Below are 12,671 nucleotides of genomic sequence, written 5' to 3'. Positions count from 1 at the left end.
CCCCGCGCGGCGCCGCGCCCTTTCCGGGCCGCTATGCGTCTTCGTCCAGCAGGTCGCGGATCTGGTCGATCACGCCGGGTTCGGTCCATTCGATGGCGCCGAACAGGTAGTAGCGCAGGCGGCCCTTGCGGTCGACGACGTAGCTGGTGGGGTAGGCCATCGCGCGCCAGTCGTCGAGGGAGTCCTGTTCCGGATCGAGGAGGATGGTGAACTCGGTCTGCACCTCGTCCTCGATGAAGCGGCGGATAGTGTCCTTGTCCTCTCCCAGGTTCACCGCCAGGATGCGAAAGCCTTCGTCGCGCAGTTCGTCCTCCAGCAGTTGCATGGACGGCATCTCGTGCACGCAGGGGGGGCACCAGCTGGCCCAGAAATTGATCAGCACCACCTCGCCGCGATAGTCCTCCAGTCGATGGATATCCCCCGCCAGGTCGGGCCGCTCCAGCGGCGGGGCCGCCACGGGTTCATCCAGGGCATTGAGCTGTGCGTCGGTGCCGCTGGGGGTGCGTACCGTCAGGTCCGTGTCCGCTTCGGCCACGGCGGGCGTCCGTTGGTGAGGCAGGCGCGTCAGCAGGCCCATGGCGAAGATAATCTCGCGGTGGAAGGTCTCGCTGGCGAGCCGCTCGCCTTCGGTCGCATCGGGGCGGAAGAAGAAGCGGTCGCGGATCCCGGGAAGCAGGCGCGCCCCCACCGCACTGCCGCCCTCGGTCAGCCCGCTGCGAATACGCCCGAGCTGCTGGCGCTGGGGCGACTGGGCCGGCTGCAGGATGTACACCGGCAGGTTGGTCAGTCGGACGATGGGTTGTAGTTCGGCCTCATCGGTATCCACGCCGGTATGCAGAAAGGGGCTGGTCATCAGCAGTCCGGCCAGGTAGTCCGCCTCGGGGTGGTCCTGTTGCCACTGGTACAGGCCCGTGAGCAGCCAGGGCAGGGCACGGTCATGCCCGAAGGCAAAGACCGGTCGTCCGGTATCGGCGTGGGTTGCCTCGATCAGGTCCGCCACCGTGGCGGTGGGCATGTCGTCGAAGCTGGATGCCGCCTCGGGCAGGAAGTGGCCGGTGAACGGATCGACCAGCCAGACCTCGACCCCGGCCGCCTGCAGTGCCAGGGCCTGTTGTCGATGGCCGTCCTGCAGGCCGTGTTCGGAGGGAAGCCACAACAGCACGGCCTCGCCATCGGCGCGATATCGTTCCACCGGGATCTCGGCCCCGCCGGCCTCGATGGAAGCGGCGGCGTCGACTGCGCCCGTCGGGCCGTTGGCCTCCTGCGCCAGCGCGGCGAACGGGATCATCAGCAGGGTCGCGAGGGCAAACAGGCGTACGAGAATGCGGTGGGTCATGGAAACCTTGGTGAAGGGGTTCGGGGTAGATAGACGCGCGAGAGCTCGATATTGCTCCACTGATCTCCTGCGGGGTGTCAGGATTGTGTTCGCAGTCGGGGATTCCGGTCCCTACAACGCGGGCATGCTGGCAACGGGTATGGGTTCGGTGGTGGCGATCATGATGCGGTCACGTCCGCCGTCCTTCGCGGCGTACAGGGCCTGGTCGGCGCGTCCCAGCAGCGAGTCCATGGTGTCGCCGGGGTGGAAGCTGGCAATCCCGGCCGAGCAGGTCTGGCCGTTGGGCATCGCAGCGCGCAGGCGTTCCAGCACACGACTGGCCTGCTGCGCATCAATGTGCGGGAATACCACCACGAATTCCTCGCCGCCAAAGCGTGCCAGCAGGTCCGTGGGCCGCAGGATGGGGCGCCAGGCGGCCACCATTTCCTGCAGCAGGGCGTCGCCGGCGGCATGGCCGTGGGTATCGTTGAAGCGCTTGAAATGGTCAATATCCAGGAATGCGAGGTTGAGCGGGCCCTGGGTGCGTTCGGCGCGGGCGATCTCGCGGGTTAACTGTTCTTCCATGTGGCGACGATTGCCCGCCCCGGTCAGCGGGTCGGTACGCGAGAGGTGCTCCAGGCGCTTGGCCTGGTGCTGGGTCTCGCGCAGCAATCCAGCCATGCGGTACAGCACCAGCAGGAACAGCAGGATGGAGGCGATCGCCGCGACGCGAATGATCTCCATCTCGCTGCCAGCGGTAAACAGGATCACCATCGGTACCAGGACGGACGCGGCCCCCAGCACCAACAGGCGGCGGCCGGAGAGCTCGGCGGGCGAAATGCGCGTCCGAGGTTCCACCCTCGCGGAGGGGTGCCAGGCGGCTGCCACGATCAGGGAATAGGCGATCAGCCAGAAGGCATCGGTCAGCCCGCCCGCGGTGTACCAGCCGGTGGAGTTGCCATGGGCGTAGAGCAGGTCGGCCGCCAGATAGGCGAGCATCCCCAGGAGCAGGAAGCTGTGGGCCGTGATGCCGGTTCGGTGCAGGAACACCAGGCGCAGGACCAGCGGCAGCAGGATCAGGTCCGCGACCGGATACCCAGCGGATACCAGCAGCTGCAGCCAGGTCAGGTCGGGGTCGTAGGTGTAGGGGGCGATCAGCAGGGCCCAACCGAGCACCGCGGCCGAGATCCCCACGATCAGGGCATCCACAAAGGCGCCATCGTCGCGTGCGGTCTGGCTTCCCAGTTGCCACAGCGCCATGGCAAACAGTGGGTATACCGACAGGTAGAAGATATCCGCGGCCGAGGGGAAGGGTTCCAGGCCCTGCAGATCGAGCCAGTACCAGATGCCGTGGCCGATGGCTGCCAGCGTCAGCGCGGTGGCGATCAGGCCCCAGGCGCTCGCGGCGAATGGCCGCGATCGGTGCAACACGGCGATGCCGACAGCGACCGCAGCGCTTGCGGTGCCCAGCACGTAGAGACTGCTGGCCAGCAGGCCATAGGGCAGGGCGACATAGGTTGCGGTCAGCAGGAGGCCGATGCCCAGCAACAGCTGCCAGGCATTCGGGCGCACAAAACGGACACCGCCGCGGTATTCCGCGCCTGCGGAGTGCGTGTCGTCGCGCTGGATGCCGGCCCGTTTCCCCATGAATAATATGGTGACAGACCGTTGACGGGTTGTCCCGATTCGGCATGCCTTGTGAGCCGGTCACCCGGGCGCCACTGGCTGAAAACAGCCTGTGGCGCCCGGGAGGCTACAGGCCGATCAGTTCGGCGTGGACGCCGGAGTCGGTCACCGTGTCCAGCAGCTTGCGGCTGTCGACCCGTTCCGGATCGTACTCCACCACCATCAGGTGAGGGCGTTCGTCGTGACTGGAGGCGGCCATGACGCCGGGGAGTTCACGCAGGGTGTCCTGGATGCGCTCGCGGGTCGCGTGATCGGTGTTTTCGTCGATGTGGATGGTGACATCCGCCATGTGATTGCTCATCGGGGGTTCCTTCGGCTGCTGGGCCGTGTGCCTTCACCATGAATATAGACGCTAAACGGGGTGGCTCAAGCGGAGACCTGGCCGGCGGCGGAACAGGGAGCTATGGTGGAGGGATGAACGCAAAAAGGAGAATCACGATGCGAGCGATCTGGCTGGGACTGGCCCTTGCCGCGGTGAGCAGTACCGCGCAGGCCGAGGAACTGACCGGCGACCGGCTGCTGGAGGCCGCCAACGCCGAGATCACCAACATCGACAAGGAGGGCCTGCAGGAGTGGATCGCCAGCGAGCCGGACCATGTGGTGATCGACGTGCGCACCCGCACCGAGATCGAGCACACCGGCGGGCAGATCCGCTCCAGCGAGACGCTCAATATCCCGCGTGGCTGGATCGAGTTCGAGGCCCCCGGCGAGATCCCGGACAAGGACACCCCGATCGTCGTCTACTGCGGCCAGAACCTGCGTAGCGTGGCCGCCGCGCAGACCCTGCAGCAGATGGGCTACACCAACGTGCAGAACTACCCCGGCGGTTTCTTCGAGTGGCAGGACGCCGGCCTGCCGCTGTACGTGCTGGACAAGGCGCGCGACTCGTTCCTCTATGACTTGCCGCAGGAGGTGACCGAAGGTGTCTGGTCCGCGATCGGTGCGACCCAGCCCTCCACCTACGAGAACTCCGGCCACAACAACAACCTGTCGTTCATCATCACCGATGACGGCGTGGTGGTGATGAACGCCGGCGACAACTACCTGCTGGCCAAGTCGCTGCACGAGGAGATCAAGAAGATCACCGACCAGCCGGTGAAATACGTGGTGCTGGAGAACGCCCAGGGCCATGCCATGCTCGGCATGACTTACTGGCAGGAGCAGGGCGCGACGGTGATCGCGCACAAGGAGGCCGCGCGCGAGATCGCCGCCAACGGCCAGGCCAGCCTGGAGGGTGCGCCCAACCGCACCCGCGACAAGGCGTTTCTGACCGAGCTGGGTACGCCGGATGTCACCTTCGCCACGCGTCTGGATCTGGAGATGGGCGGCGAGACCATCCAGATCCGCTACCTCGGGCCGGGCCACGCCCCGGGTGATATCGCGATCTGGGCGCCCGAGCGCAAGGTGCTGATTACCGGCGATCTGGCCTTCCATCAGCGCATGCTGCCGATCTTCGACTACACCGATACCGCCGGCTGGATCGAGACCTGGAGCGAACTGGAGGCCCTGGATGCGGACTACATCATCCCCGGCCACGGCGAACCGGTGAACGACTTCGGCGTGTTGCGCCGCTACACCCACGACTACCTCGTGCATCTGCGCGAGGAGGTCCAGCGCATCCTCGACGAAGGCGGCACGCTGAATGATGCCTACAACATCGACCAGTCCGCTTACCGCCACCTGGACACCTACGGCGAGCTGCACCGTCAGAACGCCGGCCGTGTGTTCCGCACCATGGAGTTCGAGGACTTCTGAACCGCAATCCGGGCGATACCCTGTCCTGGCGAGCACACCCCGTCCTTGCGAGCGCAGCGAAGCAATCTCCATCCGAAACCACCGGACCCAGGGTCCGGTGGTATGTCCCTAGGCGGGCCCGTCGGCCTTGGGCCCGGTCAACAAGCTCGCAAAGCCTCTTCCTCACCCCGCATCGGGTTGCATATGGCATTCACCAAATATTCGCGTTAGATTAGAACGAACGTTCGGTTTGGTTTTGGTGATGACGGAAAATCCGAAGCAATCAGTGCGCGGCGCCGCACTACGCAAGCTGGTTCTGGATACCGCCCTGGAGCAGTTCAGCCGCGATGGTTATTTCAATACCTCTATCCACGATATCCGGCGCCAGGCCGAGGTCTCCATTGGGTCGATCTATCACCACTTCGGCAACAAGGAGGCGCTGGCCAAGGCGCTGTACGACGACCTGCTGCAGCGCATGGATGCCGGCCTGGCCGAGGTGATGGGACGCGAGAGTGGATGCCGCGCGCGCTGCGACGGGATCATCGCGTTTATGTTCGAGGCCGCGACCGAGGCCCCGCAGACCATGCGTTTCGTGCTGGAGGCGCGCCACCGCGAGTTCCTGCCGGACGAGCCGCCGGTGTGTTCATCGCAGCCGTTCCAGCGCATGCGCGAGTGCATTGAGCAGGGCATTGAGCGCGGCGAGGTGCGGCCGATGGAGGTGCCGGTAGCGGCCACCGCCGCATTTGGCGGCGCGATCCGCCTGCTGCACCTGCACCTCGACGGCGTCCTGGAACGCCCGCTGGCGCACTACCTTCCCGAGACGCAGGAGGCCGCCTGGCGTGCCATCGCCATGACCCCGGCGGATCGACCGTGACCCCCGCTTCAACCACGAAGGAGAGCCCCCTGATGAAGATTGTTGCTTCCCTGTTCCTGCTGTTTGCCTTGTCCCTGTCCGCCTTGAGCGTCCAGGCCGATGCCCCCACCGATGCCCGGGCCCTGGAGGGTGTCGAGCAGGGTCGAGTGGTGTTCGACCTGAACAACAATGACCCGGAGATGCTGGCGCTGTACCTGATGGTGATCCGCGAGACCTTTGAAGACCTCACCGACCAGGGGGTGGAACCGGACATGATCCTCGTCTTCCGCGGCCTGGCCGTGACCATGATCAGCGAGGACCGTGAACGCTTCGAACTGACGGAATTCGACCACCTGGACACGATCGAAGAGCACATCGCAGCGTTGAAGGAGAAGGGCGTGCGCATGGAGTCCTGTTCCGTGGCCACGCGGCTGTTCGGGGTCGACCACGGCGAGCTGCTGCCCGGCATCGAGCCTGTGCGCAATACCTTCGTGTCGCTGACCGGCTATCAGGCGCAGGGTTACGCGGTCATCCCGATCTACTGAGACCCGGTCTACCCCGGCACCAGGAACGAAACCACTGGACCCTCACCCCCAAAGGAGGAGTACATCCATGCGAAACCGAATGCTGATCCTGCTGTTGGCCCTGCTGCTGCCGCTCGGGCTGGGCCCGACGGCCACCGCCGAGGGCCTGGACAACCGCGAGGCGACCCAGGGCATCGAGACCATGCGGGCGGTCTACGACATGCGCAAGTCCGATCCCAACGTGATGCTCGCCTATCTGCGCGGCATTGCCACCAACCATGAAAATCTGATCAAGGAGGGCGTGGAGCCCGACCTGCGCATGGTCTTCATCGCCGAGGCGGTCAAGCTCATCACCACGGATCCGGAGCCCGAGATCGCCATCGACCACGGCGACACCCTGGAAGAGATCGCCAGGGCGGTCGACCGCCTGGCCGAGTTGGGCGTGAAGATGGAGGTCTGCGCGGCCGCCACCCGCGCCTACGGGGTGGACAACGACAAGGTGCTGGACCCGATCCAGCCGGTCCGCAGTGGCTTCATCGCCGTCATGGGTTACCAGAACCAGGGCTACGCACTGGTCCCTGTCTACTGAGTTCCCGCCGCCCCCTCACACGGGGCCTTTCTTGTCGTCGCAGGGAAGCGACGACTGTTTTGCCTGCAACGAGTGGGTGAAGCCACCGCGAACCGGTCCAAGCGGCCGTCGGCCGGGCGGGACATCCGGGACCAGGTCTCCCTGGTTGTCGATTCTCTTCTCTACCTGCCTGGAGTGGCGTCCTGTACTCGGGCCCCGTGTTTTTCGAATACCATAAGGCGCGAATTTCTGGCGTTGCCCCCGGCAGGAAACCTTGCAGGCGGGGCAGGGTCCTATGATCGCGTGATGCCGAACGGCATCTGCGGAGAGGTTTTCGCACCGCAGGTGCCCTGGTTCGATCGCCCGGGGTGCCGGCGGCCCCTACCGAAGCCACGAGATCATTGCCATGACCAGCAGTCGTGATCTGCTTGACGGACTGGCCCACCTGACGGGCATCCGCAATGCCCAGCGTCTGGAATACAGCCTGCTCAAGACGCTGGACGGCATCTACGAGTCTGCCGGCATCTGGGCGATTCAGCTTGATGCCGCCGGACGGCCCAGGGGCCTCCATTCCTTCGATCGCAAGCACGACGCCGTGATGACGGTGCCGTTCGATCCCGAGGACCAGACCGTGCCCGCCGGGTTGCTGGAGCGAGCGTTGGCGACCGGTCAGCCGGTTGCGGATGCTGACGCCTCCGGGCGCCCGGTATCGGTCTTTCCGATGTCCGGGCTCAATGAGTTCAGTATCTGCCTGGCGTTTTCATTCGACAGCGAAGGTGACAACGAGTCGCTGGATGCGCATCTGGTCAAGAGCTTCCTTTCGGTTTATCGCAACTTCGTCAGGCTGATTGATGACGCCCAGACGGACGAGCTGACCGGCCTGCTCAACCGCAAGACCTTCGACGACAACTTCCGTGAGCTTGCGACACTGGAGCGCAGTGTCCACCGGCCGGGTCTGCCGGAGGACCGTCGCCAGGAGCCCGATCCCGAGGAGACTCAGATCTGGCTGGGCGTGATCGACATCGACGACTTCAAGAAGGTCAATGACGGCTTCGGCCATGTGTACGGCGACGAGGTGTTGATCCTGCTCGCGCGGCTGCTGCAGCAGAGCTTCCGCAACAATGACTTGATCTATCGCTTTGGCGGGGAGGAGTTCGTGGTGCTGGCCGAGGTTGCCGGTGCCGACAGGGCGGCCGCAGCCTTCGAGCGCCTGAAGCACGCGGTTGCCGACTACACATTGCCGCGGGTCGGTCGCGTCACGACCAGTATCGGCGTGACCCAGTTGCGCCCCTACAAGACCGCCAGCGCGGTGCTGGACGAGGCCGATCAGGCCCTGTACTACGCCAAGGCAAACGGCAAAAATCAGGTCTGCCTGTACGACCGCCTGGTTGCCGAAGGCGTGATTAAGCCCTCCAAGATCGACGTTGGCGAGATCGAACTGTTTTGATTGCGCAGCTCGCCGCGATCCTGCGTTGCGGCTCGCTTATGTAGCTCGGCTACACTTCGCTCTCCGCGCCTTGTCATCGAGCAAAATCGACTCGAGCGCGGAGGTGCGAATGGATCCGTGTTTCTCTAGCCGCGCGCGAGGCGGCGGTTGAGCGTGTAGACCGACAGCGGCGCGAACACCAGCACAATGCCCAGCGCCCAGGCCAGCGACCAAAGTGCCGGCTCCAGGGCCGGGCCGTCGGCATTCATCAGTCCGCGCGCCGCGTCGGCCAGCAGCGACACCGGGTTGGCCTGCACGAAGCCCTGCAGCCACGGTGGCATCGTATCCACCGGCACGAAGGCCGAGCTCACGAAGGTGACCGGGAACAGCGCGGTAAAGCCGAACAGCTGCACATGCTCGGGGTCGCGCGCGATCACGCCCACGAGCACCATCACCCAGGAGAAGGCCACGGCGAAGGTCAGCACCAGCGCCACCATCGCCAGTAGATGGGCCCATGAAGTCTCCAGGCGAAAGCCCAGCAGAAACCCGACGATCAGCAACAGCGCAATACACAGCAGCTGTTTGACCACGTCCGCCAGGATGCGGCCGGCCAGTGGCGCCCAGCGCGGGATGGGCAGGGCGCGAAAGCGGTCGAACACGCCTCGGGTCAAGTCGGTGTTCAGGCCATGGCCCACGTATACGGTGACGAACAGCATGTTCATCACGATCACGCCCGGCAGCACGAACGCCAGGTAGTTTTCCGGGGAGCCGGCAATGGCCCCGCCGAACACGAACAGGAACAACACCAGAAACAGGATCGGCTGGATGCTGTAGTCGCCCAGCTCCCAGGGGTTGCGGCGCACCTGAACCAGGCTGCGCCAGGCCAGCGCCAGGGTCTGATCGAGGGCCTTCATGCCGCGTCCTCCGCGTCGCTTGCTGGCTCACGGCTGGCCCCGCTGCGCCCGGTCAGGGACAGGAACACGTCATCCAGACTGGCGCCGCGCAGCCCGAGCTCCGCGACCTCGATGCCGGCGGCGTCCAACTCGCGCAGCACCGCGGGCAGCAGGGCCGGGTCTGACACCGGTACGCTGATTGTTTCGCCCTCCACACGGGGAGGGGTGCCCACCATCGCGGCGACCCGCTCGCCGGCCGCCGCGGCCTGTTCCGCGCGGGCCACCATCAGGAACAGCGTGCGTCCGCCGACCCGAGCCTTCAGTTGCGCGGCGGTGCCTTCGGCGATCACGCGTCCGTGGTCCAGTACCACGATGGAATCGGCCAGGGCATCAGCCTCCTCCAGGTACTGGGTGGTCAGCAGCACGGTGGTGCCGGCGGCCTGCAGCTGGCGGACGCGCTCCCACAGGTCGCGGCGGGCCCGCGGGTCGAGGCCAGTGGAGGGCTCGTCGAGGAACAGGATGCGCGGGTGCCCGACCAGGCTGGCGGCCAGATCCAGCCGCCGCCGCATCCCGCCGGAGTAGGTCTTTGCCGGGCGCTGCCCGACCTCGCGCAGGTCGAAATCCCGCAGAAACTCATCGGCGCGGGCCCTGGCGTCACGGCGTTTCAGGCCCAGCAGGCGGCCGATCAGAATCAGGTTCTCGCGCCCGGTCAGCTTCTCGTCCACCGAGGCGTACTGGCCGGTCAGGCCGATGATCTCGCGCACCCGCGCGCCCTCGCGAACCACATCGAAGCCGCCCACCCGGGCCGCCCCGGCGGTGGGCGTCAGCAGTGTGGCGAGCATACGCACCACGGTCGTCTTGCCGGCACCGTTCGGCCCCAGAAGGCCCAGCACGTGCCCGGGCGGAACCCGCAGATCCACTCCGTCCACGGCCCGCGTGCCGCCAAAGTCGCGCACCAGGCCTTCCACTTCGATGGCGTTGCCCATACTCGCCTCCGTATCCGATGTCTTCGCCGAGACGCCGTCTGGCTGTACCGGTTCCTCAGCGTTTTCCTCAGCCGCCTTGCCGCGTCTTCAGCAGGTCGCGGATCTCCGTCAGCAGTTTCTCTTCGTTGCTGGGTGCGGCGGGTTCTTCCGGCTTGGCCTCTTCCTTGCGTTGCAGGCGGGCGATCGCCTTGATGGCGGCGAACACCACCACGGCGATAATCAGGAAGTCCACCACGCGCTTGATGAACAGCCCGTAATTGATGGTGACCGCCGCCACGCCGTTCTCCGCCTCGCGCAGCACGATCGCGAGTTCTCCAAAGTCGACCCCGCCGAGCAGCAGGCCGATGGGTGGCATCACCACATCGGATACCAGTGATGACACGATCTGGCCGAACGCCAGCCCAATAATGACACCCACGGCCATGTCGACCACGTTGCCGCGCGCCACAAACTGCTTGAACTCGTTCACGATGCCCATGGCCCTTCACCAGTCGATGGATGCTGCTAGATCTATAGGCCAGCGCAGGGGCGGTTGCTATGGAAAGGCGAAGGGCGAAGGGCCAAGACCGGAGTTTGCGCGGTGGACACGTCAGTCTGGGTGCCGCGGCGTTGCGCTTGACGCGCGTGATTGTGCGGCGCGACGCTGTAAATAGATGCACGGTCTATAAAGGTTATAGCGGAGCGTCTTGGATCCGATCCAGAGGAGGGCGGGCAATGAAACGAACAGAATCGGCATATCCTTCGGCCATCGGCCGTAACCCACTGGGTGCACATTTCGCGGCCGGGTTCGCCGTGGTTCTGTTGTGGTGTCTCACCTCAGTGGCCCAGGCATCGACGGGCCCGGATTTCAGCGAACTGTTTGGTGACAGCGACTTCATCGAGATCATCGAGCGTGACGAGGGGCTCGAGATCCGGCCGACCGGGTACGTGCACCCGGATGCCGAGCCGGATCATGTGTTCCGCATTGATCTGGACGAGGGGCAGGTGCCGATCGGGCAGGGAGTGGTCTACGACGGCTTCCTGATCGACGGGAAGCTGCCCGGGCCAACCTTGCGGGTGACCGAGGGCGACATCGTGCGCATGGAGATCACCAATAGCGGGGACGTGATGCATGGTGCGTCGATCCATGCCGCCTATACCCAGACCTCGAAGCATGTCGGGCACATCCTCCCCGGGCAGACCAAGTCGGTGACCTTCCGAGCGACCACGCCGGGGGTGTTCATGTATCACTGTGCCCCGGGTGGTCACGCCATCCCGATGCACGTGATGTTTGGCCAGTACGGAATGATCGTGGTCGAGCCGCGCGACGAGTCCTACCAGCTGGAGGCGGATCTGGGCCAGGAGCCTGATTTGAAGCTGTACATGCTGCAGCATGAGCTGTACGCCAGCGGCAAGGAGGCGGTGGAAGGCGATGTCAGCTATACCGCCTTCAATGGCGAGTTGTTCCGTTACGTGGAGAACCCCATCCCGGTCCGTCCGGGCGACTACGTGCGCATGTACTTCCTGAATGTCGGCCCCAACCTCCTTTCGACCTTCCACATCGTGGGCATCCTCTGGGACTACGTGTACTGGCAGGGGCACCCGGAAGCACGGTGGCCCGGCGGACAGACGGTAACCGCGGGTCCGTCGGACTCCTGGGTGATCGAGTTCCGCATCCCCCCGGAGGAGGGCGTCTACACCATGCTGGATCATGGCGTCGGGGCCACCAGCCGCGGTGCCATTGGGCTGCTGGACGCTCGGGCCGATGCGGACACCCCCTCCGAAATCCTGGCCGAAGGTCCATCGTACGAGCCGGCAGAGCGCGCGGAGCGGATCGGTGAAGTCCGGCGTGTCCTCGCGCCGTTCGGCATTCCCGACGCCGACACTAACCCGGTACCCGCCCGGGCTGATCGTCCGGTTCGGCTCGGGGCGGATGTGGACGAGGTCGTCATCGAGATGAAGGGCAATTCCTTCTACCCGAAGGTGGTCGAGGTGGCGCCGGGCACCAAGATCACCTGGGTGAACGAGGATGTCTTTACCTATGGTTTCGGGGAGACTTCGGGTGCGCACAATGCCGTCGCCATGCGCGGCCCGCAATCGTTCGCCACGGCGATGCTGGGGCATGCCGAGAGCGACAGCGTCACGCTGACCGAGCCGGGCACTTACGACTACATCTGCGCCCCGCACCCTTACATGGAAGGCCGCATCATCGTGCGTGACCCCGGGTAAGGAAGCGCTGAGCAAAACCATCCCGGTTTTCTCGGAGCAGGGGGTTGCGGCGGGCCGTAACGAAACGCCAGCCCATCAGCGTTTCCCGAACACTCGGCCGGCCTGCTGGGCGAGGCTCGATCCCGATCGAGCCTCTTTTGCCCGGTTGATGGCGAGGGTCAGGCTCCGTGGGCGCTGCGGGAGTCGTCCGGCGCCTGGTCGCGGTCATGCATGCCGTAGTCGCGCAGCACCTCGGCCACGCGCAGCCGGTAATCGGCAAAGATGCCGCCGCGCCCGGCCGCCTGCACCTGGCGGTGCTCTTCCAGGTTGCGCCACTGACGCACCGCCTCGTCATCACGCCAGAATGACAGCGACAGCACCTTGCCCGGCTGGCTCAGGCTTCAGGGAGACACTGGTTAATGTACTCGCTCGCGCTCGAGTCGATTTTGCGTGCTGACAAGGCGCGGTGAGAGAAGTGTAGCCGCGCTACATGAGCGAG

At 65.3% G+C, this 12,671-nt stretch carries 12 protein-coding genes and 1 pseudogene; 6 read left to right on the top strand and 7 right to left on the bottom strand.

All coding sequences use genetic code 11. The annotated features are described in order from the left end of the window. Positions 1-31: 31 nt before the first annotated feature. The 3 genes from D578_RS0104355 to D578_RS0104345 all read right to left on the bottom strand — a co-directional run bounded on the left by D578_RS0104355 (position 32) and on the right by D578_RS0104345 (position 3,302). The gene (locus D578_RS0104355; protein WP_018948757.1) at positions 32-1,336 is read right to left on the bottom strand and encodes a TlpA disulfide reductase family protein; all 1,305 of its coding nucleotides are present in this window, start codon (positions 1,334-1,336) and stop codon (positions 32-34) included. A gap of 111 nt (positions 1,337-1,447) precedes the next feature. Beyond that, the gene (locus D578_RS0104350; protein WP_018948756.1) at positions 1,448-2,962 is read right to left on the bottom strand and encodes a GGDEF domain-containing protein; all 1,515 of its coding nucleotides are present in this window, start codon (positions 2,960-2,962) and stop codon (positions 1,448-1,450) included. 106 nt (positions 2,963-3,068) lie between these two features. Then, the gene (locus D578_RS0104345) at positions 3,069-3,302 is read right to left on the bottom strand and encodes a hypothetical protein (RefSeq protein WP_018948755.1); all 234 of its coding nucleotides are present in this window, start codon (positions 3,300-3,302) and stop codon (positions 3,069-3,071) included. A gap of 137 nt (positions 3,303-3,439) precedes the next feature. Here D578_RS0104345 and D578_RS0104340 point away from each other — a divergent pair, with 137 nt between their 5' ends. The 5 genes from D578_RS0104340 to D578_RS0104320 all read left to right on the top strand — a co-directional run bounded on the left by D578_RS0104340 (position 3,440) and on the right by D578_RS0104320 (position 8,127). Further along, positions 3,440-4,756 (top strand): rhodanese-like domain-containing protein, encoded by a 1,317-nt coding sequence (locus D578_RS0104340; protein WP_018948754.1) that lies wholly within the window; start codon positions 3,440-3,442, stop codon positions 4,754-4,756. A gap of 241 nt (positions 4,757-4,997) precedes the next feature. Further along, positions 4,998-5,609, top strand: coding sequence for a TetR/AcrR family transcriptional regulator (locus D578_RS0104335; protein ID WP_018948753.1), 612 nt, complete (start codon positions 4,998-5,000; stop codon positions 5,607-5,609). Positions 5,610-5,641: 32 nt separating this feature from the next. Continuing rightward, positions 5,642-6,133 carry a DsrE family protein gene (locus tag D578_RS0104330; RefSeq protein ID WP_018948752.1) on the top strand — a complete coding sequence of 164 codons (492 nt, stop codon included), beginning with the start codon at positions 5,642-5,644 and terminating at the stop codon, positions 6,131-6,133. Positions 6,134-6,200: 67 nt separating this feature from the next. Continuing rightward, entirely contained in the window at positions 6,201-6,701 is a 501-nt protein-coding gene (locus D578_RS0104325) for a DsrE family protein (RefSeq protein ID WP_026289167.1), read from the top strand. A 385-nt stretch (positions 6,702-7,086) separates the two neighbouring features. Continuing rightward, a complete protein-coding gene (locus D578_RS0104320; RefSeq protein WP_018948750.1) occupies positions 7,087-8,127 on the top strand; it encodes a GGDEF domain-containing protein in 1,041 nt (346 codons plus the stop codon). Positions 8,128-8,252: 125 nt separating this feature from the next. Here D578_RS0104320 and D578_RS0104315 read toward each other — a convergent pair whose 3' ends face one another. The 3 genes from D578_RS0104315 to mscL all read right to left on the bottom strand — a co-directional run bounded on the left by D578_RS0104315 (position 8,253) and on the right by mscL (position 10,463). Continuing rightward, on the bottom strand, positions 8,253-9,020 hold the full coding sequence (locus D578_RS0104315) for an ABC transporter permease (protein ID WP_018948749.1): 768 nt from the start codon (positions 9,018-9,020) through the stop codon (positions 8,253-8,255). Continuing rightward, positions 9,017-9,985 (bottom strand): daunorubicin resistance protein DrrA family ABC transporter ATP-binding protein, encoded by a 969-nt coding sequence (locus D578_RS0104310; RefSeq protein WP_018948748.1) that lies wholly within the window; start codon positions 9,983-9,985, stop codon positions 9,017-9,019. The genes D578_RS0104315 and D578_RS0104310 overlap by 4 nt, the downstream gene beginning before the upstream one ends. A 67-nt stretch (positions 9,986-10,052) precedes the next feature. After that, positions 10,053-10,463, bottom strand: a complete 411-nt coding sequence (mscL, locus tag D578_RS0104305; RefSeq protein ID WP_018948747.1) for a large-conductance mechanosensitive channel protein MscL — start codon at positions 10,461-10,463, stop codon at positions 10,053-10,055. Positions 10,464-10,699: 236 nt separating this feature from the next. Between mscL and D578_RS0104300 the strand changes: the two genes are divergently transcribed. Continuing rightward, positions 10,700-12,193, top strand: coding sequence for a plastocyanin/azurin family copper-binding protein (locus D578_RS0104300; RefSeq protein WP_018948746.1), 1,494 nt, complete (start codon positions 10,700-10,702; stop codon positions 12,191-12,193). Positions 12,194-12,351: 158 nt separating this feature from the next. On the opposite strand, the pseudogene D578_RS14780 reads toward D578_RS0104300, so the two are convergent. Next, positions 12,352-12,573, bottom strand: a pseudogene (locus D578_RS14780) (antibiotic biosynthesis monooxygenase); the annotation flags it as partial. Positions 12,574-12,671: the final 98 nt, after the last annotated feature.

It is taken from the genome of Thioalkalivibrio sp. ALMg11 (genome assembly GCF_000377905.1).
Taxonomy (GTDB): Bacteria; Pseudomonadota; Gammaproteobacteria; order Ectothiorhodospirales; family Ectothiorhodospiraceae; genus Thioalkalivibrio.
Note: the sequence above shows the minus strand (reverse complement) of the source record. Positions and strands in the feature narration are given on the sequence as shown.

What these genes read in the sequence shown, in the direction of transcription:
- D578_RS0104350 (WP_018948756.1), bottom strand. Translation starts at nt 2,962, where the DNA reads ATGGGGAAACGGGCCGGCATCCAGCGCGACGACACGCACTCCGCAGGC.
- D578_RS0104320 (WP_018948750.1), top strand. Translation starts at nt 7,087, where the DNA reads ATGACCAGCAGTCGTGATCTGCTTGACGGACTGGCCCACCTGACGGGC.
- D578_RS0104330 (WP_018948752.1), top strand. Translation starts at nt 5,642, where the DNA reads ATGAAGATTGTTGCTTCCCTGTTCCTGCTGTTTGCCTTGTCCCTGTCC.
- D578_RS0104335 (WP_018948753.1), top strand. Translation starts at nt 4,998, where the DNA reads ATGACGGAAAATCCGAAGCAATCAGTGCGCGGCGCCGCACTACGCAAG.
- D578_RS0104355 (WP_018948757.1), bottom strand. Translation starts at nt 1,336, where the DNA reads ATGACCCACCGCATTCTCGTACGCCTGTTTGCCCTCGCGACCCTGCTG.
- D578_RS0104315 (WP_018948749.1), bottom strand. Translation starts at nt 9,020, where the DNA reads ATGAAGGCCCTCGATCAGACCCTGGCGCTGGCCTGGCGCAGCCTGGTT.
- D578_RS0104310 (WP_018948748.1), bottom strand. Translation starts at nt 9,985, where the DNA reads ATGGGCAACGCCATCGAAGTGGAAGGCCTGGTGCGCGACTTTGGCGGC.
- D578_RS0104340 (WP_018948754.1), top strand. Translation starts at nt 3,440, where the DNA reads ATGCGAGCGATCTGGCTGGGACTGGCCCTTGCCGCGGTGAGCAGTACC.
- D578_RS0104325 (WP_026289167.1), top strand. Translation starts at nt 6,201, where the DNA reads ATGCGAAACCGAATGCTGATCCTGCTGTTGGCCCTGCTGCTGCCGCTC.
- D578_RS0104345 (WP_018948755.1), bottom strand. Translation starts at nt 3,302, where the DNA reads ATGAGCAATCACATGGCGGATGTCACCATCCACATCGACGAAAACACC.
- D578_RS0104300 (WP_018948746.1), top strand. Translation starts at nt 10,700, where the DNA reads ATGAAACGAACAGAATCGGCATATCCTTCGGCCATCGGCCGTAACCCA.
- mscL (WP_018948747.1), bottom strand. Translation starts at nt 10,463, where the DNA reads ATGGGCATCGTGAACGAGTTCAAGCAGTTTGTGGCGCGCGGCAACGTG.